This window comes from Rothia sp. ZJ1223, from assembly GCF_016900985.1.
Taxonomy (GTDB): Bacteria; Actinomycetota; Actinomycetes; order Actinomycetales; family Micrococcaceae; genus Rothia.
On the sequence record NZ_JAFEUT010000005.1, the window covers coordinates 104,316 to 128,983 of the forward strand.

Annotated in this window: 26 protein-coding genes; 7 read left to right on the forward strand and 19 right to left on the reverse strand. The window is 52.0% G+C overall.

Annotation, left to right across the window (positions count from 1 at the left end):
- Nucleotides 1–5: 5 nt before the first annotated feature.
- Nucleotides 6–134, forward strand: a complete 129-nt coding sequence (locus JTP09_RS10205; RefSeq protein ID WP_255521059.1) for a hypothetical protein — start codon at nucleotides 6–8, stop codon at nucleotides 132–134.
- Between the two features lie 318 nt (nucleotides 135–452).
- Here the strand turns inward: JTP09_RS10205 and JTP09_RS07915 are convergent, their stop codons facing one another.
- Genes JTP09_RS07915 through JTP09_RS07935 form a run of 5 tightly spaced genes read right to left on the reverse strand, consistent with a single transcriptional unit; the run spans nucleotide 453 to nucleotide 5,556 of the window.
- Nucleotides 453–1,430, reverse strand: coding sequence for an AAA family ATPase (locus JTP09_RS07915; protein ID WP_204878063.1), 978 nt, complete (start codon nucleotides 1,428–1,430; stop codon nucleotides 453–455).
- A complete protein-coding gene (locus tag JTP09_RS10210; RefSeq protein WP_204878064.1) occupies nucleotides 1,364–2,092 on the reverse strand; it encodes an AAA family ATPase in 729 nt (242 codons plus the stop codon). The genes JTP09_RS07915 and JTP09_RS10210 overlap by 67 nt, the downstream gene beginning before the upstream one ends.
- Nucleotides 2,093–2,096: 4 nt before the next feature.
- Nucleotides 2,097–2,678: an AAA family ATPase gene (locus JTP09_RS10215; RefSeq protein WP_204877916.1), complete on the reverse strand. Its 582-nt coding sequence runs from the start codon at nucleotides 2,676–2,678 to the stop codon at nucleotides 2,097–2,099.
- Nucleotides 2,672–3,781, reverse strand: a complete 1,110-nt coding sequence (locus JTP09_RS07930; RefSeq protein ID WP_370592537.1) for a type IIL restriction-modification enzyme MmeI — start codon at nucleotides 3,779–3,781, stop codon at nucleotides 2,672–2,674. Before JTP09_RS07930 ends, JTP09_RS10215 begins: the two co-directional genes overlap by 7 nt.
- Nucleotides 3,670–5,556 (reverse strand): class I SAM-dependent DNA methyltransferase, encoded by a 1,887-nt coding sequence (locus JTP09_RS07935; protein WP_204877918.1) that lies wholly within the window; start codon nucleotides 5,554–5,556, stop codon nucleotides 3,670–3,672. Before JTP09_RS07935 ends, JTP09_RS07930 begins: the two co-directional genes overlap by 112 nt.
- Nucleotides 5,557–5,770: 214 nt before the next feature.
- Here JTP09_RS07935 and JTP09_RS07940 point away from each other — a divergent pair, with 214 nt between their 5' ends.
- The 3 genes from JTP09_RS07940 to JTP09_RS07950 all read left to right on the forward strand — a co-directional run bounded on the left by JTP09_RS07940 (nucleotide 5,771) and on the right by JTP09_RS07950 (nucleotide 8,409).
- Nucleotides 5,771–6,172 carry an iron chaperone gene (locus JTP09_RS07940; protein ID WP_239479079.1) on the forward strand — a complete coding sequence of 134 codons (402 nt, stop codon included), beginning with the start codon at nucleotides 5,771–5,773 and terminating at the stop codon, nucleotides 6,170–6,172.
- 81 nt (nucleotides 6,173–6,253) lie between these two features.
- Complete coding sequence (locus JTP09_RS07945; protein WP_204877919.1) at nucleotides 6,254–7,441, forward strand: AMP-binding protein; 1,188 nt, start codon at nucleotides 6,254–6,256, stop codon at nucleotides 7,439–7,441.
- 44 nt (nucleotides 7,442–7,485) lie between these two features.
- A complete protein-coding gene (locus JTP09_RS07950; RefSeq protein WP_204877920.1) occupies nucleotides 7,486–8,409 on the forward strand; it encodes a 1,4-dihydroxy-2-naphthoate polyprenyltransferase in 924 nt (307 codons plus the stop codon).
- Between the two features lie 110 nt (nucleotides 8,410–8,519).
- Here JTP09_RS07950 and JTP09_RS07955 read toward each other — a convergent pair whose 3' ends face one another.
- On the reverse strand, nucleotides 8,520–8,801 hold the full coding sequence (locus JTP09_RS07955) for a DUF4229 domain-containing protein (RefSeq protein ID WP_204877921.1): 282 nt from the start codon (nucleotides 8,799–8,801) through the stop codon (nucleotides 8,520–8,522).
- Between the two features lie 70 nt (nucleotides 8,802–8,871).
- Here JTP09_RS07955 and JTP09_RS07960 point away from each other — a divergent pair, with 70 nt between their 5' ends.
- On the forward strand, nucleotides 8,872–9,273 hold the full coding sequence (locus JTP09_RS07960; RefSeq protein WP_204877922.1) for a PLD nuclease N-terminal domain-containing protein: 402 nt from the start codon (nucleotides 8,872–8,874) through the stop codon (nucleotides 9,271–9,273).
- 99 nt (nucleotides 9,274–9,372) lie between these two features.
- Here the strand turns inward: JTP09_RS07960 and JTP09_RS07965 are convergent, their stop codons facing one another.
- The 13 genes from JTP09_RS07965 to JTP09_RS08025 all read right to left on the reverse strand — a co-directional run bounded on the left by JTP09_RS07965 (nucleotide 9,373) and on the right by JTP09_RS08025 (nucleotide 22,398).
- Nucleotides 9,373–9,705, reverse strand: a complete 333-nt coding sequence (locus JTP09_RS07965; RefSeq protein WP_204877923.1) for a hypothetical protein — start codon at nucleotides 9,703–9,705, stop codon at nucleotides 9,373–9,375.
- A 225-nt stretch (nucleotides 9,706–9,930) separates the two neighbouring features.
- Nucleotides 9,931–10,992: a hypothetical protein gene (locus JTP09_RS07970; protein ID WP_204877924.1), complete on the reverse strand. Its 1,062-nt coding sequence runs from the start codon at nucleotides 10,990–10,992 to the stop codon at nucleotides 9,931–9,933.
- Nucleotides 10,993–11,052: 60 nt separating this feature from the next.
- Nucleotides 11,053–11,649 (reverse strand): hypothetical protein, encoded by a 597-nt coding sequence (locus JTP09_RS07975; protein ID WP_204877925.1) that lies wholly within the window; start codon nucleotides 11,647–11,649, stop codon nucleotides 11,053–11,055.
- 299 nt (nucleotides 11,650–11,948) lie between these two features.
- A complete protein-coding gene (gene ccsB, locus JTP09_RS07980) occupies nucleotides 11,949–12,998 on the reverse strand; it encodes a c-type cytochrome biogenesis protein CcsB (RefSeq protein WP_239479080.1) in 1,050 nt (349 codons plus the stop codon).
- A gap of 23 nt (nucleotides 12,999–13,021) precedes the next feature.
- Nucleotides 13,022–14,632 (reverse strand): cytochrome c biogenesis protein ResB, encoded by a 1,611-nt coding sequence (locus JTP09_RS07985; RefSeq protein ID WP_204877926.1) that lies wholly within the window; start codon nucleotides 14,630–14,632, stop codon nucleotides 13,022–13,024.
- Between the two features lie 10 nt (nucleotides 14,633–14,642).
- Nucleotides 14,643–15,389 carry a cytochrome c biogenesis CcdA family protein gene (locus JTP09_RS07990; protein WP_204877927.1) on the reverse strand — a complete coding sequence of 249 codons (747 nt, stop codon included), beginning with the start codon at nucleotides 15,387–15,389 and terminating at the stop codon, nucleotides 14,643–14,645.
- Nucleotides 15,382–15,984, reverse strand: coding sequence for a TlpA disulfide reductase family protein (locus JTP09_RS07995; RefSeq protein WP_204877928.1), 603 nt, complete (start codon nucleotides 15,982–15,984; stop codon nucleotides 15,382–15,384). Before JTP09_RS07995 ends, JTP09_RS07990 begins: the two co-directional genes overlap by 8 nt.
- A gap of 60 nt (nucleotides 15,985–16,044) precedes the next feature.
- Entirely contained in the window at nucleotides 16,045–16,716 is a 672-nt protein-coding gene (locus JTP09_RS08000) for a histidine phosphatase family protein (protein WP_204877929.1), read from the reverse strand.
- A 20-nt stretch (nucleotides 16,717–16,736) separates the two neighbouring features.
- The gene (locus JTP09_RS08005; protein WP_204877930.1) at nucleotides 16,737–17,003 is read right to left on the reverse strand and encodes a glutaredoxin family protein; all 267 of its coding nucleotides are present in this window, start codon (nucleotides 17,001–17,003) and stop codon (nucleotides 16,737–16,739) included.
- 126 nt (nucleotides 17,004–17,129) lie between these two features.
- A complete protein-coding gene (locus JTP09_RS08010; protein ID WP_005504750.1) occupies nucleotides 17,130–17,228 on the reverse strand; it encodes a 30S ribosomal protein bS22 in 99 nt (32 codons plus the stop codon).
- Between the two features lie 403 nt (nucleotides 17,229–17,631).
- Nucleotides 17,632–19,617, reverse strand: coding sequence for a FadR/GntR family transcriptional regulator (locus JTP09_RS08015; protein WP_204877931.1), 1,986 nt, complete (start codon nucleotides 19,615–19,617; stop codon nucleotides 17,632–17,634).
- A gap of 36 nt (nucleotides 19,618–19,653) precedes the next feature.
- Nucleotides 19,654–20,955 carry a helix-turn-helix transcriptional regulator gene (locus tag JTP09_RS08020; RefSeq protein WP_204877932.1) on the reverse strand — a complete coding sequence of 434 codons (1,302 nt, stop codon included), beginning with the start codon at nucleotides 20,953–20,955 and terminating at the stop codon, nucleotides 19,654–19,656.
- Between the two features lie 249 nt (nucleotides 20,956–21,204).
- Entirely contained in the window at nucleotides 21,205–22,398 is a 1,194-nt protein-coding gene (locus tag JTP09_RS08025; RefSeq protein WP_239479081.1) for an acetoin utilization protein AcuC, read from the reverse strand.
- A gap of 143 nt (nucleotides 22,399–22,541) precedes the next feature.
- Between JTP09_RS08025 and JTP09_RS08030 the strand changes: the two genes are divergently transcribed.
- Together JTP09_RS08030 and JTP09_RS08035 are read left to right on the forward strand one after the other, a co-directional pair.
- The gene (locus JTP09_RS08030) at nucleotides 22,542–23,936 is read left to right on the forward strand and encodes a TrkH family potassium uptake protein (RefSeq protein ID WP_204877933.1); all 1,395 of its coding nucleotides are present in this window, start codon (nucleotides 22,542–22,544) and stop codon (nucleotides 23,934–23,936) included.
- The gene (locus tag JTP09_RS08035) at nucleotides 23,929–24,600 is read left to right on the forward strand and encodes a TrkA family potassium uptake protein (RefSeq protein ID WP_204877934.1); all 672 of its coding nucleotides are present in this window, start codon (nucleotides 23,929–23,931) and stop codon (nucleotides 24,598–24,600) included. The genes JTP09_RS08030 and JTP09_RS08035 overlap by 8 nt, the downstream gene beginning before the upstream one ends.
- Nucleotides 24,601–24,668 lie beyond the last annotated feature (68 nt).

Sequence of the window (24,668 nt, forward strand, 5' to 3'; positions counted from 1 at the left end):
GTGGCATGGTAGACCAGCAGGTCTACGCCAGTAAAGTAACACGTGTGGTCTACATGACCAATGAGGCAGTAGAAGGAAGTGACGCCTTGTTGCAGAATCGGGACCCCAACTGGGAAAAGTACCCCTACTACTAAATTTAGGGTTTAATACCAAGATTCTCCCCGAGGTTGTTTACGTTTCCCCGGGTATAAAATACGGGGAAACGTAAACAAACCGTTACCTTTATAAGAGCAAGCACAAAGACACCCACAAACCGCTATTAAGCAGATAACGACCCTCTTGTCTAGCCGCCATGCCAGCTGGCACTTGCTACGCGTCCGTCTCCGTCTACTTACCCCTAGCACTTATGGATAAATCTTATCTCAATTTGAAACTACAAAATTAAAATAATTTACGCACGCACCTAGAAAACCTCACCAAATTTTATCAAAATACACTTTACCTTAATAAAATTAAATAATGTTAGCAATAAATTGATTTGCATTGCGCATCATAACCTCATAATGCGAAATATTTCCAGTTTTTTCAAAAATAATTCTAAAAGCTCTCAACCATTTTTCATTATTATGACTTTGAAGGTTTATCGAATCATTATCCATAATAGTATGAGACCCACTATGAGACCACGCAATTAATGAATTATGAACTATTTTCTCTTCATAACTCATATTTGAATCTATTTCATACAGATTACGTTCACCTCCTAAAGTAGAGAAAAAAGATTCTATTATTCTTCTCATAGTATTTGCCAGCCAAGGATGATTTGCAAATTCCTCCCGGGATGCAATAGCAACCTGATCCCACAACTCTTGATAACTAGTACGGATCGAGTTTACTTGTCCATAAAATTCAACACTATTAGGTTCTGGCGATTTTTTAATAATCCTATAAAAATGATATTCCTGAGGATAACGACCATTATATCGATAACAAACTTCATTATGAAATCTTGTATTATGAGTCATAATAAGAATTTGGGCAACATTTTCATGTGTGCCTTTATAAACTTTTTCGATCAAGTCTCTGATTAGCATAGAAACAGTGAACATCACATCGGAATCAAGACTTGATATAGGATCATCAATTACCACAAAACTCTTAGTATCCTTCGTCCCTTCGTCGTCTAAACTCTGCAAAAAATAAAGAAATGTAATAAAATTCCTCTCCCCTTCACTGAGCGTTTCAATATCAGCCTTATCTCCGTTATTTCTAATAATAAAATACCCACCAGAATCAGTTTCTGATACCTTTATTTTAAATGAGTGAAAGTTACACATTAATAACAAATTGTTAATTTTTGCAGCAACAGCTTCTGAACTCAAAAGGGATCTTTTTCTAGATTCAAGACTCGAGGAACATTCAGTTAATTCTTCTTCATCTCTACGTACCGATGATTGAATTTTATCAATAACCGATTTTGAACATTGAATTTTTTCAGATGTTCACCATACCTAATTTCAACGCTATTTTTCGCGAATGACTCCCAAACGTCAGATGAAAATTCTCTACGCAGATCACTGGAGGATTCTATTAGTCTATTATGATTAGAAATCAGTTCATTTAATTGAATTATTAATTCTTGAGCCTTATCGATTTCATTTGGCCAAATTATTTCTATAGTACTTGAAGGTTGATTGATTTTATTTTCTAAATTTGCACCTATCAACTTAAATTTTGAAACAACCGCACTCAAGCAAACCTTCAATTCTTCTTGTTGAAATTTTTCAATTATTTCCAATTTCTTATCGATGAAAATCTCTACATCTCTAATGAATGACTCAATCTCCAACTTGGACACTTCAAGAAAATTGATACTATCCTGATACTTTTGATCAATTAAATCAATGATTTCTTTTTTTAAATATTCAGGGAGATCTTGAAAGCAAAATGGGCAGCTTAAATCATCGTTGATATAACGAATACCGTCGACAACCCAATCAAAGTTATTTTTCTCTTTTACTTTATGAGAGTATTCAGACCCAGAAGAAGACATCAGAGGGGTCTTCAGCATTTCTGTAATTTTATCGAAATTAATTTGTAGCGTCGGGGCATCTTCAATTATTTTCAGCGCTTCCCCCTCTTCAGAATATATAACTTCAGCTTTTTTTTGCTAATTCATCAATGCTTTCAACCGTTCTAGAAATCACATCATCCGGTTGAGATGCCCGCTTAAGCCTCCCTAAAGCTTCAACAGTCTTATCGTGACAAAGTTCTTTTCTTCCAAACCCTGTAACATTATCTTTAATAATTTTTGGGACGTCTTTACTAGCCTCCCAAATATAATTTTTAAAGTTAGTTTTTTCTTGATTCTCTTCTGCTTCTTTATCGGAGATGGCTTTATTTTTTCCATCAATTAATTTTCTCAATCCATAAATATTTTTTTCTAATAATTTAATTTCTTCACCAATAGATTCAACATCCTCCCCTAAGCGAAATATGCCAGGCTCACCTTCAGGAGACGTAAATGCCTTCCTTAGGTAGTCCCGATTAAATATTTGTGTGGACAATATTTCATCATTTTCCCACTCAATATTGTTATTATTGGATTTCAAGAGGTTGCTAATAGAAGTTTTTCCTGACCCATTTGGGGCATATAAAAAGTTAACTTTAGAAAGATCTTCGATTCTCTCTCCATCTGAAAATGGAGATAATGACCCCAACTTGATGTTTTTTAACATGGGCTATTTATTCTTTCTGCTATACGAAAAAGTAATTCCAAACGCTGGGTCTCCGACGTACATAGCTTCGGGGCACCAAACGCCTTATCTACTAGACGGTCCAACTTCTTATGGGCATCTAGTAAACCTTTATCCATCGCCAACGGGTTGTACATATCCGCTAACGAACGTGTACCACCCGTGCGTTCAGCAATAGTCTCACGTGCTGCCAGAACACCCTTACCCGCAGCGATGATCTGCTCACGCAGCCTCTGCTCAACAGGCGGCAGAGGTAAGTTGTTCCAGACGATGGTGTTCGAAAAACTCAGATCAGACTTCAATCGTCCGCCAATAGCGCGTTGCCAAGCCATAAACATCGAAGAACTAATAATTGCGAAAAGGAAGCCGTCAGGATCCTCAGCTGTATAAACTTTATCGCCTGCGATTACATCCGCTTTTAATAAATCAACAGTGTAGAATTTTCGGTTCTCAGACACCACACGAGGAATACCAACATATTCGACCAATGGTCGATTTTTATTTGGTCGCATCAAATGCGGTAAATCACGCAATTTATATGCATCGCCGCTAGGAGTTTGTTGGCTCCTCCAAACTCGATTAGATTCAACCCGTCTCTTCAATAGAGGACTGTTTTCTAAATCCGCAGGCTCTACGTTCTCTAACCATAAACACCATCGATCCAATCCGCGGACTAGCTCTCGTCCCATGCGATATTCACGGAGATACTTAATTGAGATGGGGTCTTGTCTTACTTCTTCAATATCGCTGACCTCTACGATGAGATTCCCATTATCTGCTGGTTTTGTGCCAAACCTAGCTTCTGGAAGTTCAACACTCATTGGCTTCGTTCTCTTTGTAACCAGTACATTCGGGGCATCCAACAGGTAGGCATTGATACCAGTCTTGACCTTATGCTCGCCAAACTCATGCGTCGTCCAGTCATACTCAAACAATCGCTGACGCGCATCCTGCTCACGGGTATAGCCCGTAATTACACAGTGCACGGCTGCTTTACCTGGTGCATCCGAGCTCCAAGGGAAGGTCCGGTACGCAAACTTGACGCGCCACCCGTCCCGAAAGAGCGGTCCGAAAAGTGCAGGCACCGCCTGCCCCTGACTGATGGAGTTCGTCGAAACGAAAGCAAATTCCCCTTCTCTTGGAGAGAGAGAGAGAGAGAAGAATTTTGACCCGTAAAGAAATCTGAGGACTTCTTAAACCACGCAGTCACAAAATCCAGGTAGCCATCATAATCCTTACCCCAGACAGCCTTCATCGAGGCGGTCTGCTCCTTAGATTTAGAGTACTGACCGATAAAGGGCGGGTTACCAAAAATATAGGTCTTGCCGGTGGTCTCAGGAATCTCAGCACGCCAATCAAGAGCGAGCGCATCCGCGTGCACAATTTTCGCCGTAGTTTTGATGGGTAAACGAGCAGGAGCCTCACCCAAACGGGTTTCAAGGTAACGATCAGCCTGAAACTCCGTGAGGAACATAGCAACCTCAGCAATACGAGAGGGCCACCAGTTAATCTCAAACCCGTAGAACTGCTCTATAGAAAGACGCGTACCCAAAGTTCCCAGTAGCTGGTTTTCCCCACCCTCACGGCGGTTCATTTCAACCAGCACGTCCGTCTCGATCTCACGCAATTTTGCATACGCTACCTGCAAAAAATTGCCCGAACCACATGCCGGGTCGACGAAACGCATAGAAGTGAGTGAGTCTAAAAAGTCAGCAAAAACCCTGCGTGAAGTAACTTTAGAACCGATGAGGCGATCAGCCTCAGCACGCAAATCGTCCAAGAACAGCGGTCCAAGAGTCCGCAAAATATCAGCTTCGGTGGTGTAATGCTCACCGGCAGCTCGGCGCGCCTCACGAGACTTCACCAGCTGGAACATCGACCCAAAAATTGCCGCTGAAATACGCGTCCACCTGAAACGGCATGCATCAAGCAAAGCGGCACGCATCTCAGTATCAAAATACTCAATACCAGTGCGCTCAGCAAAAAGACCGCCGTTGATGTAGGGGAACATCTGCACGATTTCAGGAACATTTTTGCTAATACGCTCGCGGGCAGCATCCGGCGTATTGAGGTAATCAAACAATGCTGAAATCTGCACGCCCAAATCAGAACCATCAGGCTGTGTGCGTTCCTCAATAAAGCGGTAGAACAAATCGTTCTCCCACAGCCCAGCGTCATCGCCAAAGAGCAAGAAAAGAATACGAGTCAAGAAGATGGACGCGCGCTCAACAGATTCTTCCTCAGCACCAGAATTATGCGCTGCATCATCCCCTACCGGGTTATCTGCATCATCACCCACCAAAGACTGGTACAAACGTGCCATAATCTTCGATGCCTGAATCGTAGCCTCAACTTCTTCGCGCTTCTCAACAGTTTCTTGACCAGCAATGAATTTCAGCTGATCAACGTAATCAGGAAGCTCTTCAAGGGTAAATTCCCAAGTCTCATTGGTTGCCGAATTGGTTAGAACAAACGACCAAAAATTGCAGGTAATAATAAACTTCGGCCACTCGTGATCGGCAATAGTGCCACCGGCAAGATAGTCATCGGCTTGGGCAGCAGCCTTCGACAAATCCTTATTAACCGACTTCTGCTCGACCAACAACATGCCAGGCCAAAATGCATCTACCCAGCCCCGGTTATTAGTAGATGCACGCTTTGCTTCACGCTCAAAAAGAAGAGTGCGCTCGTCAGAAATGCCAAAGCACTTGAGCAGACCAATCCAAAACTGCTGCGTAAACTGCTTCTCGGTAGCACCGCCCCCACTAGCAGCAACCTCATCAAGACGCGCCACCCACGCATTCGCAAACTTCTGTAGCTCACTCTTAGCGTAGGAACGGTTAAATAAATGAGTAATCACAGCAAATAGCCTTTCGGTCATTCAACGTCCCCAGTACAGACCAGTCTATACCGGCACCATTCACCTCTAGAAGTATGTTTCACCTACACGCACGAGGTTGAACTATACTTGTAGAGGCGAATCATTACCATATGATAACTGAGCAACTTAATTAGCAGAGTAAAGACCATGGCGACGTTTTTATAGTGCGGTCTCCTATGAAAAACTGAGAAGCATGACTCTAAAGATGGCACCCGATGAGAAGCTCCTTGATTTCTTCGCGCCCATTCTTGGGCGCATTTCTGATGATGAATACCGCGCCCGCGCGGCTGAGGTTCTGTTGTGGGTTCATGAGACTTTCCCAGAGCTTGGCGTGCAGATTGCCTGGAATCAGCCCATGTTCACCCACCACGGTACTTACATCATTGGATTCTCGTATGCGAGCAAGCACCTCTCGGTTGCACCCGAGCAGGCTGGCATCAACCATATTTCTCAGGAACTCGACAAGCAGGGTATCTCTTACACGCCCAACCTCTTTCGCCTTCCGTGGACGCAGGAACCACCCTATGAACTCATACGCCGCGTTATCGCTTTCAACATTGAAGATAAGGCAGAGATCACCAGCTTCTGGCGCTAAAAAGGGTAGACACGTGCATCCGCAGACTGGGCATTAGTTCTGCACCCAACGGTGAAGCCTCTGTAAGGCGCACGCACGCGGTTGCCTAGAATAGAAGGCATGGATTTCTCAGCGCTCACTCCCCTGCCCGCTCCCACCCACATTCCTGAGGGAACAGTGGTGGTGGGCGAGCGCGTCCGCTCGTCAGCTGATCAGATGTTCGCGGACTTTGCGCGTCTCTTGGAGTCTGAGGACGCGCGTCCGGCGCTGGTGGTGACAACAAGTGGTTCAACGGGTAAGCCCAAACAAACGGTACTTAGCACCGGGGCGCTGAGGGGCTCGGCTCACGCTACCGCGCAGGCAACCGGCTCTTTCGGTGCCCAGTGGTTGCTGGCGCTGCCGCTGCATTATGTTGCCGGTGCGCAGGTGGTTGCCCGCTCAGCCCTTGCGGGGAGGGCACCGGTGATGACCCGTTCTATCTCTCGCGGTGAGAGTTTCACCGCGCAGGATTTTCTAGCTACTGCCCAGTCGCTGACAGCACCTACCACCATGGCTTCGCTGGTTCCGGCGCAGTTGCATACGCTGCTAGAAGCCCCCGGTGCTCTGGGGGATGAGGTGCTCGCGGCGTTAGCGAGTTTCACTGCGATCTTGGTGGGTGGTGCCGCTGCCAGTCAGAGGCTTCTCACCCGGTGTGCAGATGACGGCATTGCTACAGTCACCACCTACGGCAGCGCCGAAACCGCAGGCGGTTGCGTATATAATGGCACGCCGATTCACGGTGTCCGAGTGGCAACTGACAGTGACGGTCGCATCTGGCTAGGCGGTCATACTCTCGCCAGTGGCTACCTCAACGAACCTGCTAAAACAGCCAGCAGTTTTTTCACCGATGAAGCGGGCACCACCTGGTATAAAACCGATGACCTCGGCAGCTTCAAGAACAATACCCTAGAGGTACAGGGCCGCAGTGACGATGTGATAATCACCGGCGGTATTAAAGTTTCGGCGCAGCAGGTCGCCCGTACCATCGAGAGTCACCCCGCGGTGCGTGAGGCTTTTGTTGCCGGAGTTCCCCACCCCAAATGGGGTAGAGCGGTGGGCGCGGTTATTACGGTTACCCCCAACACTCAGACACCGGAATTGAACGAGCTCAAAATATTGGTCGCTGACAGGCTGGGGGTGGCAGCATCCCCCAAGCACCTACTCATCATGCAGCAATTCCCCGTACTTTCCACTGGCAAACCTAACCGTCGGGCACTGGCTGATGCGCTCCAACGATTAGGTGTAAGCTAAAAGTTTGGTATGAGCGTAAGATTTCGGCGAAAGGACGCGCCACCGTGGCAACAGTTTCTCAGTGGGTTGAAGGTGCCCGCCTTCGCACCCTACCCCTGGCTGTAGCACCCATTATTGCTGGCTCAGCGGCAGCCTACGAGGTTGATTCGCTCCATGCTGGCAGGGCTTTGCTCGCTTTTCTTGTTGCCTTTTTTCTACAGGTCGGCGTTAACTACGCTAACGACTATTCTGATGGCATCAAGGGCACCGACGAGGTACGGGTTGGTCCGTTACGCCTTGTGGGTAGCGGTGTTGCGAGTCCTCGATCGGTAAAGTTCGCCGCTTTTGCCTGCTTTGCTTTAGCGATGCTGTGCGGTTTGTGGCTGGTTGCTTTGGCACACCAGTGGTGGTTCTTAGCTATTGGCGCGTCGAGTGTTTTTGCTGCTTGGGGATACACCGGAGGCAAGCGTCCGTACGGTTACATGGGCTTAGGCGATATTTTTGTCTTTATCTACTTCGGCTTAGTAGCAACCCTGGGTACTCTCTACACGCAGGCTGCCCAGCTAACTCTCACCGGTTGGGTGCTCGCTATTGGTTTAGGATTGATCTCGTGCGCCATGCTCATGGCTAATAATGTGCGCGATATTCCCACCGATATTGACGCCGGCAAGTTCACTCTGGCAGTGCGCTTGGGTGATAAAAATGCCCGTCGCGCGTACGCCCTCGAGATGGTCATCGCTCTATTGCTCGTGGCACTCTTACTGCCGCACAACCCCTGGTACCTGTTGCTTTTTATTCTGGTGGCTCCCGTCATGCACTCCTGCGTGGTGGTGCTTTCTGGGTCTAACGGTCCGGCGCTCATTCCGGTGCTCAAACAAGCTGGCATCATTGCCCTCGTCTTTGCAATTCTTGCTTTTGTCGCGGTATACCTAGATGTCTTCGAGATGTTTGCTGATGCTGACATCGCCCCCTACTCGATCGGCGACTAACCCGGTTTCTCTCCTCTGCGTATCAACAAAAACCACATAAAAACTAACAGCGCGTTGCGCTCATTAGTGAATGAGCACAACGCACTGTATTTATCGCACGCTAGATGCTGCTAGGGCAGTCGCTGATTTTCTTGCAGGCTATCAACGTAGGAATCCTCAATATCGCGGTTGAGGTCTTCTTCGGTGGGACGCTTTTTCTTGCGGGAGAAGAATCGGGCGAGATCTTCACCGGCTTTGCGGTGCAGGGTCGGAAAAAGCAGGTAGCACAGGGCGAGCGCAATCAGTATCGCAAAAATAGCTGAGAACACCAGCGCAATGTTGAGCCAGATACAGCCCATAAAGACGGCGACCATAATGCCAAAACGTAGCAGGGTATATTTCAGAAGATTCACCTCTCTAGTGTAGCCCCCTGAGCTGTGCGTTTGTCGTGAGTGTGTCAGACTGGTGTGTATGGGTAGAGCTATGTTGATTATTGGTGCCGGCGCCTTATTGGTGGGCATTATTATTTATGCGTTGATTGATTGTGTGAGAACAGAAAGCTGGCAGGCGCGTGCCCTGCCGAAACCTGTGTGGTTGGCTGTGATTGTTCTCTTCCCGCTGGTGGGTTCTCTCTTATGGTTGTTTGTGGGACGTCCTCAGGACGCGAGCTTGCTGAACCCTTTACGCAATGATCGTCCTTCTCCGCCCCCGCAGAAAGCGCCGGATGATGATGATGAGTTCCTGCGTTTTCTTGATGCTAAGGCTAAGCGTGAGCGTGAATCGCGCGAACGTGAGCAGGGTAAGAGTAGCTCTGACCCCGATGTGACCAAGGACTCTTTCGACGGTGAAGATCCTTCAGATGAGGGGCAAAAGCCTTCCCGCTAAGGATTTCTCACACGATGGATTTTCTTCAAAAGACCGAGCACCCGCTAGATGCAGGTGCTCGGTCTTTGCATGCCAGAATCTGGTCAAAGTACACGGGGTTTAGAAGAAGTATCCCATGCCTTCGAGGTCGGTGACGTCCGTTTTTCTTTGCGTGCCCTGAACCAGTTGAGTGCGTGGTAAATGGGTCAAGCTGAGCAGGACGGCAAAAAAGAAGATGCCCACCAGAAACGGTGTCCAGGCTTTGTGGCTGGTGAGGTCGCTGACCTGCCAGTACATCAACACGGAGTAAGCACCAAGGTAGAGAGCAAGAACACCCAGCATAATAGCCTGGCGTTTGAGCGGTAGGGAAGATTCCCTGTTGAGGCTGATGGCACCGCCGATATTGAAGTTTTTGACGCTGCGGCTCACCAAGCGAATGTAAGCGTCATGCAACCACTGCGGTGATTCGCGGTCGGTACCTACCTCGTGCAGGGCTGCCTGCAGGGTATCTGAAAGTAGACGGGCATCGCCGGTTACCGCTCCTTCCTCAAAGAGCTGTGCGCCCCGCCTGTTCGCTGCGCAAGTACAAAGATTCTAATATGTTCTCCTTACTTTATCGCTTGCACCGGCAGCCTACTGCTGTGATTGCCACTCTACCACCGAAAAAGGGACACGCTTTTAGGTCAGTGGGGTAGAACGTACTTTCCGGTATGCCCTATAGGAAATGCCTGTGCAGATCACTAAGAATCCCAAGAGGATGATGGTCAGTACCCGAGGCTCACCGTTGCTGATGGCATAGAGCACTGCAAATCCGTAAACAACGGTGCAAAGCAGTAACTGCCAGAAGTTTCGGAAAGGTTTGACCGTCGCATCTGCGGGCACTACTCTAGCAGCAGAGTAGGGGCTACCCATGAGTTCGTGGAGGGTCATCTTCTCACTGCGCGCATTCTGGGTGTACTGCGCAACGAGGGCACGGGCGTCCTTAAAGCTTTTCTTGTGGTGGAAGCTAAGGTAAGCAGTAAAATCTTCTGCCCAGCGCTTATCGTCGGGTTCTCCCCCACTGGCGCCGCGGTGGAAGATGCTGAGGCGGACGCGACGCGTACCGATGGATAAGCCTAGAGCAAGTATTCCTACGCCCAGCCATAGAAGAGGGTTAACACCGTCCCCCGCGAAGACTTTTTGCACCGAGGCATTCAAAAGAAGCAGAGCAAGAGGTAACCCTAGGGTCATGAAGGCAAAGACCAAACCCACGAGACCTGCAAGTGGGTAAGCAATATAGCGCAGCAACCGCTCATACACGGTAGCTGCCCCATGAGTTGCAAGGGCAATATACACAGGGATAGCGAGAACAAGGGGTGAGGTAGCTGTGAAGTACACGGCGTCACCATCGATCAAGCCTATGACGAACAAACCCACATATAACAGTGCCGTACAAAAGAAAAGAGTACTCAGTACATTATCGGTGTATCCTGGTGCCCGTTCACGTAAGTAGTTTTCTTTGGTCTTACCTTGACTGAGCTGATAATGTGCCCAGGACACGGGGTCTCCCGCCTCTTGCGCGACGACACCACCGCGATCTCGGACGTCATCGATAACCTCTCGGCACAACCGCTGAGCGACAGAGATGCGAACATTGTAGGCACTCAAAATCCCGAAGGCTTCTTTAACCCACTGCTGCCCGGTGGTGCCACCGCCAGCTTCTTTCATCTCGTTCATCAACACAGTACCAGGGGTTTTCATTTTTGATCCTTCCTGTACGTTCTGGTGAATACTATCGGGGCGATTGCCGGTCGCAGCGTGTTAGAAACTGCGCTGGGCTTCTACTGCCTGGAGCATTTGCCGGTTCTTGTCAGCTTCTGAGGTGTCGGGGTATTTCTTCGAAAAAAGATAAAGGCCGATTGCGGCAGTCACGGCAAGTACGATATTCCACACGAGGATGCTACCGGGAAGGTTAATCTGCTGAAACAGCTTCATCCACAGCGCGAAAAGGACGATTCCTACCGCTAACATACCGATGAACGCGCCTACTCCTGCGACAAAACCGTGGCGGTGCCCTACCCGGTGCATTGCGGAGATGACGCCGGTGGTCACCGCTCCAGCAATAAAGGGTAGACCGATGAAAGAGGTCGGCAACCCTTCCTCACCGACGAGAAACCCCAAAAGGGCGAAACACAGGGTCAGGGCAATACCCATGGTCAGGCTCATTTGTATAAAGTGCCGGGCGTTGTAGGTCTCTGCGGGGGGTTCAAAAGCGCCAAGATCGTTTTCTCGTAGTTCGCGCACCTTACGCGCGGCAAAGTCTTCAGCAGAGCCGTGCAACTCTTGAGCGCTCTGATGGGTACGGGAAATATCATGAGCCACATCGACCAGTTCCAGGGCTTCCCGCTGGGGTTTCACTTTGGCATCGACCGCCAAGAGCCACAGCACCCTATCGGCCTACGCTTGATCGGCAACTCCGCCGCCTGCGTCCTCGAAAAGACGGTGGATGACCTACCCCGGTGCTTCTACTACGCTACTCATCTCTGCCTCTCTTCAGACCACTCCATTGAATTCTGCGTCACACTATTCTATCAAGCGCCCCCCCTGTCTGCAACCTGTCCACTTTTTGTGCGGGCACAGAGTGCCTTCAAAGACAACAAAAAAGCGGGGTTTTCAAGACTTTAGAAACTAAAGCTTGAGAACCCCGCTCAGAACTTTTACAGACCCGAGTAGGAATGCAAACCGTCAAAGAAAGTGTTAACAATCGTGAAGTTGAAAATCACGCAGAGATAACCCGCAATGGAGAGCCAGGCTGAAGGGTTACCCGTCCACCCGCGCGTACCACGAGCATGCAAGTAGGCGGCATAGACTACCCAGATAATGAAGCTCCACACCTCTTTAGTGTCCCAGCCCCAGTAGCGTCCCCAGGCAACCTCAGCCCAGATAGCCCCGGCAGCCACGGTGAAGGTCCACATCACAAAGCCCACCGCATTGAGCCTAAACGAGAAGTTCTCCAGTGCCTGGGCGCTGGGCACCAGACGCATAAATGCCCAACCGGTCTGCCCGGTTTCAAGAATCTGACGTTCACGGCGATCCTGAATCAACTGCAAAATCGCCATCGCAAAAGTCAGCGTAAAAATAGCTGATGCCAGCACGGCAATAGACACGTGAATAACCAGCCAGTAGGTGCGCAGGGCAGGAATCAAGTGACCAACCGGCGTCGGGTACACCACAGCGGCAACGGTCATCATCAAAGTGGTCAGACCAGCCACGAGAGTACCCACAAAACGCAGGTCACGGAAAATCAAAACGCCCAAAAAAATCACGGACACCAAAAAAGCACCGGTGGTCAAGAATTCATACATATTACCCCAGGGCACGCGGTTTGCCGCAAACGCACGGGAAAGAACACCACCTGCGTGAATGAGTGCGGCAAGGGTCATCAGCGCCACCGCTACACGAGCAGCAGGTCGGCGTTCACCGGTGTAACGCATCTCAGAATCAGCAACATGATGCTTGAGTTTCTGCGCGTCTTTGCCCCGGTAGCCAGCGCCGCGAGCGCCAGTACCCTGCTCCACGCCAGAAACGCGAGCGACCTTAGGTGCGTTACCGGCAGCTACAAGCTCCGGCTCCTGCTCTGCTGTCTGAGACCCGCGGGAATTAACCGCAAGATCCCAGGCAAAAGCAACAAAAGCTAAGGTGTAGGCAAATGCCGCGACCACCATAAGAATGTCGCTCCATTGAGCGAGCGTCTGGTTAATTTCCATTGTGACTCGTTTCCATCAACGTCTTAGTGAGCGGTATCCGCAAATTCTAGGTTCCAGGTCTCAGCGAAGAGCTCTGTCAGTTTGTCGGCTTCAGTGGCAAGACGCGGGTCTTCGCCTCGCGCCAGCAAACCGTATTCAATGGTGAGACCATCGGCGGTGTCTTGGGCACGTACCCACACGCGGCGGCGGGGTATGAACAGTGACGCGATGAGGCTGAAGAATACCACGATCACTGAGCCTAGCACTATCATCTTGCCCGGATCATAGTGGATGTCCATACCAACATACCGTTTGACGCCTTGGAAGGTGACCGTGCCGCGCCCGTCGGGTAGGGTAGCCTGGGTATTCTGTGAATCCAGAATGATGCCGTTGCCCATTGCCATCGTGTTGAGCGGTTTCATTTGGGTGGTATCTACTACGTACACGTTCTGTGGGGTGCCGTCGTCCAGCCCTAGATCACCGTAGTAGCTCTGCAAGACCAGCATGGGGTTAGCCGGGGCTGGGTCGGCTGAGTAGGGTGGCGCTCCTTCTTCTTGAACGCCGGTGGGCAAGAACATGCCAATGAAGGCAAGCTGGTCTGGCTTCGTATCCGGCACCTTAAGAACGATGGACGAGGTGTAGTTACGGTCGCCGCCGAACAACCCCACAACCGGTCCTTCAAAGGTAATGTTGCCGTCGCCGTCCCTGACGGTGATGATGGGCGCGTACCCGTTACCGATTAGGTAGTGGCTGGCACCGTTGAAGCGCACGGGCTCATTGACCTTCAGCACCTGCTCGTAGGGTTCTTCCCCGTTGCCGGGGTTGATGGTCATGGATGCCGAGTAGTCGTAGTCCTGACCGTAGGTTGCACTATCAACCTGGCGGTCGTAGGTGACATCGAGTTCGTTGAGAGTCATCGAGTAGGGAGTGAGCCAGTCAGGGTTGTAGTTCGTGCCGGGGGTAAACAGGTCGTAGCTAATCAGCGAGTTCACGTGGGTGTCGCCCTCTACCATGATGCGCTGACCGTAGTAGCCAAAGAGTGACCCCACGGCGACGCCCACAAGCACACCGATCATCGCGGTGTGGAAGAGAATGTTGCCGACCTCGCGCAGGTAGCCACGTTCAGCGCCCACAGATGCATTTTCACCTGCGGTGGCGGGGCGTTCTTCAACCCGGTAGCCGCGCTTTTTGAGGATCTGTGCTGCATCCTGAATTGCTTGGTGTGCCGTCAGCTCGCTGTGCCCCTGAGGTAGCACAATCGTGCGGTACTGCGGCATGCGCGAAAGATTCTTGGGAGTTCGGGCGGGCGGACGCTTCATCGCCGCATAATGCTGAACAGCACGCGGCAGCACACAGCCTACCAAAGAAATAAACAGCAAAATGTAAATAGCCGAGAACCACGCCGATGAGAACACATCAAAAAGCTGAATTTTATCGGCAATCGGGCCCCAGGTGGGGTGCGCCTTGATGTAGTCGTTAACAGCACCGGGGTTCTGAATGCGCTGAGGAAAAACTGACCCGGGCACAGCGGCAACAGCCACCATGAGCAGCAAGAACATGGCGGTGTTCATTTTAGTGAGCTGGGCCCACGCCCAGCGCAGCATGCCGCTAACTCCGAGGGCAGCTGGCTCCGAGCGTTTTTCTTCGGTAGACATGGGTTCCTTACTAGATGGGCAGTTCATAGACGGGCAGTACGGATTGGGTCCACGAGATGAATGCCGTCCAGGCACCGGTGGCAATCAACAAACCAATGATAAGAAGCATAATACCGCCGCCGCGTTGGAGCGCTAACCTGTGCTTTTTAGCCCATCCCATCGTGTTGACGCCGCGGCTAAGACCCAGCGCAACCACCATAAATGGAATACCCAGTCCCAGGCAGTAAGCAAGGGTCAGCGCTATAGCTTTAGCGTTTCCGGCACCGGTGGTGTACACCAGGGTTTGCACTGCGGCAAAGGTCGGGCCAATACACGGTGCCCAGCCCAGCCCGAAAGTCACGCCCAAGATGGGTGCGCCCCATAAACCTGCCGGTGGTTTGCGGTGAATCTTGCGTTCGGTCTGAAAGGGGGCAAAGCGTCCCATAAAGACCAGACCCATCAGCATAACCAGCCCACCGAGCACCAGATTAACCCAGCCTTGCCCGCGCAACCAGGCGGCGGTGCCCAACTGCGCTAAAACGGCGGAAAGAAGCACAAAAATCAGTGAGAAACCCAGAATAAACAGACCAATACCGGCGACTACTCGCCAGGTACGGCTGCGTCCCCCGGCACCGGTTAGACCTGCGACGTACCCCAGATAGCCGGGCACCAAAGGCAACACGCACGGGGAGGCAAAAGAAACCAACCCCGCGAGCGCTGCCAGCGGAAGGGCGACCCACAAAGAGCCGTCCAAAATAATGCTTCCGAAACTATTCACTCAGCAGATCCTGCATCATGGTCTTCATAATGGAAGGGTCAATTTCGCCCAGGACGCGCGCGGCGACTCTCCCTTCAGCATCAAGTAACAAGGTGGTGGGTACTGCCTGGGCGGGAACAGTCTTGCTCAGTGCTAGCAGAACCTTGCCATTGAGATCTTTCATGGAGGAGTAGGGCACCTCGAAGTTACGTTCAAAAGCCTCAGCGGTGCCTTTTTCGTCGCGAACGTTCACCCCCCAGAACTCGATATCTTCACCGAAGGTTTTGTGAAGGTCATTGAGGTGGGGCGCTTCAGCGCGACAGGGGGCGCATCCTGCGTACCAGAAGTTCAACAGAGCAGGCTTACCGCGCAGGGATTCAGCGGTGAGTTCTCCTCCATCGAAGAGTTCACCGGTGAAGTTCACGGGTTCAGAGCGGTCTGCAACCGCCCATTCGGTGACCGAACCGTCGCCCGCTACATAGCCCTTGTCGTCGCCAGCATTAGCCTGGGCAGCTAAATCATCGTTGCTGCTCGAGCACCCCGCCAGCACAAAGGCAGCGGCGGCAACAGACAAAGACAAGCCCTGCCTGCGAGTAACAATAGATGAATAACGCATAGCTTCTCTTTCAACAGCTAGAGGAATACTTGATAGTAGAAATAAATGGTTACTTTTGCATTATGAACCCGGTAGCTGAATAACTCCTGAGTACAGAGCTGCTGCGGGTTCGGTGTAGCTCACGGTGGGCGTTGAACCGGTCAGCGGATCAAAGGTAAAACTGGTAATGGAGGCAAGGTTACACTGGCGCGTGCGCGGGTCGTGGGGGTAGGCTTTGCCTTCGGCTGAAAGGCGGGTGAGCCAAATCGGTAGCTGGTGCGACACGATAATAGCTTCAGCGCCCTCACCCCCGAGTTCGTAGGCTTTCGCCCCGGTATCGCGAACCGCAGCCACCATGCGCTCTACCTGCTTAGCGTAAGATTCGCCCCATGACGGACGCAGGGGGTTAAGCAGGTACCGCCAGTGGCGAGGCTGGGTGGCAAGTTCAGAGGGGCTCACGTGCATGCCCTCAAAGTAATTAGCCGCCTCAATCACTCGCTCGTCATGGTGAGCTTCCAACCCCAGTAGCTCAGTGATGGGCGCAGCCGATTCCTGGGTGCGAGTCAGCGGAGAACACGCCAAGTACACAATGTTCGCGCCGGCATCAGTCCGGCGCTTAAACTCCTCGGCGCTAGCCCTCACCATCTGCTGCCCTTTTTCAGACAGGTGATAGTTGGGCAGGCGACCGTACACAATCCGCTCGGGGTTGTGTACCTCACCGTGACGCATCAGATGAACAGTAACAAAAGCCATCTTTACTCCCTCAAAAATCTTTACGCCCCACCGGCGAGCTTGCTCAAGGCTCGGCTCAGCCGTTTGGGGTTAATCTGCCAAAAATCGTGAACTCTACCGTTAATTTTCAGCACCGGAATTTCTACCGCGTGCTGCTGCCTCAAATCAGGGTGATCTTCGATGTTCACCTCGGTAAAAGTCAGCCCGAAATCAGCCGCAACCTTACCCACGGTGGCACGCGCGTCCTCACACAAATGACACCCCGGCTTAGTCAGCAGCTCAAGCTCAATGTTTTTGGCAGTATTCATACTCTCAATCCTAGAGGTTCACTCACCCACTACTCAACGCCGGTGGGCTATTGAGCATAAGCAAACGGGCCCCGCGCCAGGTGCTGGTATGCACGAAGGAGCGGAGCCCGCTAAAGCTCAAGAAATTTACTTCTTGTTACGACGCTGGTGGCGAGTCTTGCGAAGCAGCTTGCGGTGCTTCTTCTTTGACATACGCTTACGGCGCTTCTTGATAACTGAACCCATTGGATTCACCTCACTTATTAAATAGATACCCGGCCAGAAACCTCACGCACTTTCAACGGTACGGATATTCTGGTAGCTACCCGGGTGCGTTTATACCGGTATAGACGCTCAAACAAACAACCGTTGAGCTTGGCATGTGAAGATGCAAGATCAACGGCCGTTAAACGTTCTCATAATAGATTACAAGCAAGAGACTGCTTTTGAGTAATCGTCGACCGCTTTCGCCCCGGTTATTGCTCACATTTACCGCCTGACAGCTCGGTGAGGACTGTTTGTCTTGGGCTAAGGGACGTCCGACAGTAAAATGCCCCAGGGTGCCTGTGGTAGCAGGCAATCGGCAGTCACGGTGGTCGCTGCCAAGCTCCCATGAGACTGCCGTCAGCAACCTAACCGGGGTCAAAGATTAACGCTTACGTTTTTTCTTTTTCTTCCCCTTATTTTTCGATAAGGTAGCACCTTTACCTGCAATCGGCGATTTAGCCGAAGAAGGCGAAGAATCCGATACAGGTTCGTCCGCTAAGCTTGGCTCAGGCTCGTGGTGGTTTGGTTGATCTTCAACTGAAGCTACCTGCTGCTGTACCTCGGATGAGGGTTCACTCGCTGTAACTGCCCCGGAGGTTTCTGTATCAGTTACCTCGTGCTGATTTTCCTCAGAGGCATCAGCTACCGAAGCTGTGGAGTCGGTGTTCACGCCCCACCCAAAGAACCGCTTAATTTTTGAGGTTCGCTGGGACGCTTGTGGCTGGGTATCAGCGTGCTCTGACGTGCTGTCAGGCTCCACCGGTCTCTGTATCAAAGACGTCTCATGCAAGGGTTCTACGGGGCTGGTTTCCTGTTCCTGAGTAGCCGGTGCTGATAGCTGGGCATCGGGCATAACAGCTGGTTCCGGGGCAGTTTCACATGGCTTTTGGGCAGCTGCGCCCAAGATTTCAGGGGAACTTTCCGTAGCCCTCTGATTCTTCTCTGACTCGGGAGTGCTCTCTGCATCCTCAGCCGAAGCCGAGCGGTTTTTGCGACGCCACGAGAAAAACCCGCGCTGATGCTCGGTGTTCTCACGCTGTTTGTGCTGTTCCATGAGTTCCGCCGATGACGGCAAATGGGCGCTGGGGCGCGGTTTCGCGCGCAAAATATTATCCGTATCTGCCCCGTTTGACTGCTGCGACGCCGGAGCTACCTGACCACCAATTATACCGGTGGGCTGGCTCTTACGCGCCACAGGTTTAATGACAGTCGCGTGAACCGGAGTACTTACCGTACCGCTGCGACGACGCCCCGGTTTGTCGGCACGAACCACCAGTAGCTCATCAGTATTAGTGGTGAGCTCCCCCGGAATCTTTCGCGACTCCACTGCATTAGCTTCGCGCTGAGGTAGCTCTCGGTTTTCTTCGGATTCCAAGGTGGACGCCTCCGCCACGACTCCCGGGCCAAGCTGCTGGGTTTCGCCCCGGTCAGAAACAGCGGCGCTGTAAGCGGCATCAGGTTCAGCCCCATCGGGTGCGTCTTGACCCTCGGAGAGGGGCTCGGACGTTTCATCCGCTGCATCACCGAGTGGGATAGCAACGGGTTCAATAGAATTCAAGGCTTCAATGAGGTCCGGTGAAACCGAGAACCCCGGATCTTTGGGAAACAGCTCAGTGTCATCAACCGTTACCGGCTCCAAAGAAGACACCGGATCTTCTTCAACCTCAGGAATGCGCGGGGCATCCAAATCAATGCCCGCCTCTTCATATTCGCTACGAATCTGAGCGCGCACCAACGTAGCAGCCAGACCATTATCGCCAAACTCAATAGCGTCAAGAGCCGCACGGTGCTCAGAACGCAAACGGGCAGTAGTTGCACTCCATAACCCGCTGGTACCAGCAATCGACATCAAATAGTCAAAAAGCCCCGGACGCAAAGCGCCCATCAACCCGCTCATCAACCCATTACCGCTAGCGCGCACTAACGCCACATGAAAGGCAACCTCAAGCTCATAAAACTCCCCCAACCCAATATTGGGTTCCTGCATAGCCTCAAGCACCTCATGAGCCTCAGCGAATGCCGGGTGCTGCGCGTCCGCGTTCTCAGCTGCCCACCCCTCAATCAGCATGCGTGCCTGCACTAAATCACGCACCGGGTACTTCGCTTGGGCAGTATGCAACCGCAAAGCTGGGGCTGCCGAAGCTACCGGATCCTCCACCAACTGCGAAATGATGGTCTTTTTACGCCCCTCATACAGGCGAACAATTCCCATATCTTCAAGGTGCTTCAGACCCTCACGAGCAGCTGAATGGGTAAGCCCAGTTGCCGTAGCGATAGTACGGTCATCGGGAAGATCCTGCCCCAGACGAAGATTACCCTCGAAAAGCTCTTTTTCAAGCCAGGTCAAAATGATGCTGTGTGCAGTCATAACTTATTTCTTCTAGAAAATTGAGTAGAAAATGATTTAGCGCGAACGGCGACGACGCAGACGACTGAAGGCGCTCAACAATCCCTTAGGTTCATCATCGGGCGTGACAACCTCGTAGTCGGGGACAAAATCATCAGGGGTCTCGGGGTTTTCTGTCGCTTCTGCCACCTGAGGTACTGATTCGACACCCCCGTCATCGCGCAAAACGACAGTGAGCGAATCATCTGCAGGAGCAATAGACTGACGCAGAGCACCTACATTGTAGAGATCAGCCTCGGCTTCAGAAGCCAATTCATCATCGAGTGAGCCATCGGAAGACTGACTAGCATCATGCCTCGCACTACCGGTCAGAGTAGAATCGTGCTGCACAGTTTTACCCCGGTACTGGTCATACTGGGGTGCGGTTGCCTTCGTCTCACCCTCCTGCGTTAGCTGACGCGGAGCAAGCGTTGCAGGAGCCTCCTCCGGGCTGGGCATGTCAGCTTGTTCCTCAACCCACTCACCACTATCGGCAGCCGGTGCATCATCAGCAGCTTTAACGGGAACAGGAGTAAAAGGTGTCATCGGTGAGAAATAGACCGCGCCCTGAGATGGCTCGGTCTCCCCCAGTTCTACGCTCTTGCTTACAGGCTGATCAGTGGTTTCTATTTGTTCAGCGCTTGTGAGGGACTCCGCAATGTTCTCCGCAACCGATGAAATCACGTCCTCGTCCAGTTCGCCTACCTGCGGTACAGTTGCAGGATCAGTTGATGCTTCACCCTTTTCGACACTGATCTCTGGGTCAGGTTCCGACTCAACCTGCGTCTGCGCGAGCACAGCTTGGTTTTCTTCACCAGCAGTATCAGCACCCTCTCTACCCTGCTCTACCGTTGCGGCGTCCTGGTCTGCGCTCGCATCAGCGTCTTCAAGCATCGGCTCGGTTTCTTCAACGGAGGTCTCCGCCTGCTCTTGGGGCTGAGGAGACTGCGTTTTCTCGTCTTCTGCCCCGGACCGAGCTTCAGAGGCTGCCAGCGATACCACGCCGGGTGCCACAGCATGAGTGGCTTCGGCACCCGCAAAAGAGCCGGGAGTGCGACCGGCGATTTTATTAAGAGTCTCGATCCACAGTGTCACCTTCGACAGCGGTTCGGGGGTTAAGGAATAAAGACGCTTTTGCCCCTGTGCGCGGGTAGTCACCAAACCTGCAGTACGCAACACTTTCAGGTGCTTAGAAACTGTAGGTTGGCTGACTCCGAGTTCTTCAACCAGTGTGCCGACGGGGGTTTCGCCGCTGGCTAGAACACGCAGAATTTGTCGTCGCGTGGGGTCAGCGATAACAGCAAATACGTCATCAATCATGCTCACAATCTTACATATATGCGCTCACGTATATAAATCAACACCACAGGATAAACCTAAATTAGAAAAACTTATGCACACTCTGCAACCGGTAGAGGCTTTCTCCCCCTCTGCACAATACAACGGCAGACCTTATCAGCCTTGATAAGACCCCCATAATGTAAAGCTCACCAGTACATATAACGACTAATCAATATATGCCCATCTCGGTCATTGAGTAACAGGCCGGCAGCGCACTACCACAATTTTTTAGTCATACCAGGGGTCAAGACCCCAGTGCGGGAACACCTCTTTACGGGTTGCCATAATGGTGCGATCCACCGGATCTGCCGGGTCGAAACCCAGCTCCCAGTTACTCCACCACAAATCGACCTCATCGCCCATCAACGCAGGCACCTGCGTCCCGTACTTAGCCAACATGTACTGTTGCCAACGCCCAGGAACCGGAGTATCCACCGGCAACGGATTACCGGCAACCACCGCCATCAGATGCGTCCACGAACGGGGCACCACATCGTAAAGGTTATAGCCCCCACCGCCAGTTGCAATCCAACGGTCTTCGCACAGCTCATGAGCCAGCGCCGACACCATCATGGCAACCTGCCGTTGCGCGTCCACTGAAATTTTCAGGTGCGACATATCGTCACGAAAATGCGAATCGCACCCGTGCTGGCTAACAATGGTCTCAGGGCGGAACTCCCGAACCAGCGGCTCCACCACGGCATTGAAGGTTCTCAGCCAACCCGAGTCACCGGCATCTGCAGGCAGGGCAACATTCACGCTGGTACCCGATGCTAGACCGTCAGGGCCCACCTCATTAGCAAAACCGGTGCCGGGAAACAGGGTCATTCCTGTCTCATGCATCGACACGGTCATCACCCGAGGATCATCCCAAAAAATACTCTGGGTACCATCACCGTGGTGAGCATCCACATCAATGTAGGCAACACGTTTGACGCCCTGCTCTAACAGGCGGGCAATAGCAACCGCACAATCGTTATACACGCAAAAACCACTCGCTTTATCCCGTGAGGCGTGGTGCATACCGCCACCAAAGTTCACGATGTGAAGCTTTCCCGCAAGAATCAGATCAGCAGCCCGGTAGCTGCCCCCAGCAAGACGAGCGGACGCGTCATGAATGCCCTCGTATGCCGGAGTGTCTTCCGTGCCCAGGCCGCATTCGGGCAAGTGCAAGGTGGGGTCTTCACTGACCCTTTTCACCGCATCAATAAAAGACGGCGAATGCGCCAGTTCTAGCTGCCGATCGCTAGCAACCTCAGGAATTTCGATATCCACCTGAGGCAAATCGAAGATGCCAAGATCACGAGCAAGACGCGCCGTAGCGTCCAAACGCGAGGGATTCATGGGGTGGTAGTCGCCAAAGTAGTAGGCTGTCATCGCAGCATCCCACATCACCGTAGTGGGAACAGGGGTCAGGCTCATAGCACCCCACCTTCTAAAGTAATTACCGTCACAACCTAATTAGACCACGTTAAAGCATTTCTACCCAGTAAATCGCACTAATATGACTTGACGGGCTGCAATACAAAAACGTACCCCTTACATATTTTCGTGAAGGAGGTGCAATGGGCATCAAGAACCTTGCGACCAGCTCTGCCCCTACCCTGCCCGATAAAATTCGCACCCTCATTGATAGAACGGTAGGGTCTTCCCCCTCCCGCGTTGCAATCTCAGCCTTCCTGCTGGTCATCATTTTCTTCTCCCTTATGCTCTACACCCCCCTCGCTTCCCGCAACGGGCAGTCTATAGAGTTTCACCACGCAGTCTTTACCGCCACCAGCACCGTCACCGTCACCGGTCTCACGACCGTACCAACCGGCGTACAATGGTCTTTCTTCGGGCAGCTCATGATTCTGCTCGCCTTCCAAGTGGGTGGTCTCGGAACCCTCACAATGACCTCCCTGCTAGCGATAGCAGTGGGTCGCAAAATGGGTCTGCGTTCCAAAATGATTGCCCAAGAGGCAATGAACATCGGACGCCTGGGAGAAGTTGGCTCCATTCTGCGCACCGTAGCGGTCACCTCCATTTCACTAGAATCCACTATCGCCGTTATCCTCACCCCGCGTTTTTGGTTACTGGGCGAGAGCTTCTGGGAGGGAGTGTGGCACGGAATCTTCTACGCAGTCTCAGCCTTCAATAACGCCGGCTTTACCCCGCACACCGACGGCATTGTGCCCTACGGCCACGACCTGTGGATTCTGCTCCCCCTCTGTTTAGGCGTGTTTGTGGGCGCGCTGGGCTTTCCCGTTATTCTGACCCTCCAGCGCAATCTCTGGCATTTCAAGCTCTGGAACCTCACCACCAAACTCACTCTGATTGGTACAACATCCCTACTCTTTGTGGGCATGTTCGCCTGGGGTTTTTTTGAGTGGAATAACCCCGCCACCATTGGAGCCGAAAATATCGGGGACAAAACTCTGCACGCCTTCTTCGCCTCAGTGATGACCCGCTCTGGCGGTTTCAATCTGGTAGATATGTCGCAGATAAACCCCATTACCCTGCTACTGACCGACGTGCTCATGTTCATCGGCGGCGGTAGCGCATCCACCGCAGGCGGCGTCAAAATCACCACCTTCTGCGTGGTACTTCTAGCAATCCTCGCCGAAGCACGCGGCGACCAGCACGTTATCGCCTTTACCCGCACCATCCCCGATTCGGTACTTCGCATCGCCATCTCAGTCATCTCGATGAGTACACTCTTCATCTTCTTAGGGTGCGCGGCTCTGGTCTACATCACCGATGAGTCCTTTGACAGGGTACTGTTTGAAGTAATCTCCGCCTACGCAACCTGCGGACTCTCAGTAGGACTCTCCGCCGAACTACCACCTGCCGGAACCTACATCCTCGCCCTGCTCATGTTCGTTGGACGCATCGGCACCAACACCGTTGCCACCGGTCTCGCCCTGCGTTCACGCCGCCGACTCTACAAGTACCCCGAAGAAAGGCCCATCATTGGCTGATACTCGCATCGACCACAACGCCCCCGTACTTGTCATTGGTTTAGGACGCTTTGGCACCGCCACCGCCGCCCAGCTACGCGCCCAGAATAAAGAAGTGCTCGCCATTGAAAAAGATCCCGTGCTCGTGCAGAAGTGGGCGGGTTTGCTCACTCACGTTGTCGAGGCGGACGCCACCGACATTGATGCGCTGCGTCAGTTGGGTGCCGCTGACTTCACATCAGCGGTGGTGGGTGTGGGCACCTCAGTAGAGGCGTCAGTGCTGATCACAGCCAATCTGGTGGATCTGGGTATCGAACGTATCTGGGCAAAAGCTATTACACCTTCACACGGTAAGATTCTTTCGCGCATTGGCGCCCACCACGTTATATTCCCCGAGGCAGATGCGGGCAAACGCGCCGCGCACCTGGTCTCCGGACGCCTGCTGGATTACATCGAATTCGACGACGATTTTGCCATCGTCAAAATGCATCCGCCCAAAGAAACTCAGGGGTTCACCCTTGCCGAGTCGAACGTCCGCTCAAAGTACGGTGTTTCAGTGGTGGGTGTGAAGTCCCCCGGTGAAGACTTCACCTACGCTACCCCCGATACTAAGGTGACCTCCCGCGACCTGCTCATCGTCTCGGGTCAAGTCGATTTGATCGAGCGATTCGCAATGAGACCCTAGCCCACCTCTTCTTTAACGCCGAAATCCTGTTTTCTTGTCGAGATCCTGTTATATAACAGGATCTCAGG

Excerpts from the sequence above, each read along its gene's own strand:
- JTP09_RS07985 (WP_204877926.1), bottom strand. The coding sequence starts at position 14,632 with ATGTCTACCGAAGAAAAACGCTCGGAGCCAGCTGCCCTCGGAGTTAGC.
- JTP09_RS08000 (WP_204877929.1), bottom strand. The coding sequence starts at position 16,716 with ATGGCTTTTGTTACTGTTCATCTGATGCGTCACGGTGAGGTACACAAC.
- JTP09_RS10205 (WP_255521059.1), top strand. The coding sequence starts at position 6 with ATGGTAGACCAGCAGGTCTACGCCAGTAAAGTAACACGTGTGGTCTAC.
- JTP09_RS08015 (WP_204877931.1), bottom strand. The coding sequence starts at position 19,617 with ATGACTGCACACAGCATCATTTTGACCTGGCTTGAAAAAGAGCTTTTC.
- JTP09_RS07995 (WP_204877928.1), bottom strand. The coding sequence starts at position 15,984 with ATGCGTTATTCATCTATTGTTACTCGCAGGCAGGGCTTGTCTTTGTCT.
- JTP09_RS08025 (WP_239479081.1), bottom strand. The coding sequence starts at position 22,398 with ATGAGCCTGACCCCTGTTCCCACTACGGTGATGTGGGATGCTGCGATG.
- JTP09_RS08010 (WP_005504750.1), bottom strand. The coding sequence starts at position 17,228 with ATGGGTTCAGTTATCAAGAAGCGCCGTAAGCGTATGTCAAAGAAGAAG.
- JTP09_RS08030 (WP_204877933.1), top strand. The coding sequence starts at position 22,542 with ATGGGCATCAAGAACCTTGCGACCAGCTCTGCCCCTACCCTGCCCGAT.
- JTP09_RS08020 (WP_204877932.1), bottom strand. The coding sequence starts at position 20,955 with ATGATTGATGACGTATTTGCTGTTATCGCTGACCCCACGCGACGACAA.
- ccsB (WP_239479080.1), bottom strand. The coding sequence starts at position 12,998 with ATGGAAATTAACCAGACGCTCGCTCAATGGAGCGACATTCTTATGGTG.
- JTP09_RS08005 (WP_204877930.1), bottom strand. The coding sequence starts at position 17,003 with ATGAATACTGCCAAAAACATTGAGCTTGAGCTGCTGACTAAGCCGGGG.
- JTP09_RS07960 (WP_204877922.1), top strand. The coding sequence starts at position 8,872 with ATGTTGATTATTGGTGCCGGCGCCTTATTGGTGGGCATTATTATTTAT.
- JTP09_RS10215 (WP_204877916.1), bottom strand. The coding sequence starts at position 2,678 with ATGTTAAAAAACATCAAGTTGGGGTCATTATCTCCATTTTCAGATGGA.
- JTP09_RS07970 (WP_204877924.1), bottom strand. The coding sequence starts at position 10,992 with ATGAAAACCCCTGGTACTGTGTTGATGAACGAGATGAAAGAAGCTGGC.
- JTP09_RS07940 (WP_239479079.1), top strand. The coding sequence starts at position 5,771 with ATGACTCTAAAGATGGCACCCGATGAGAAGCTCCTTGATTTCTTCGCG.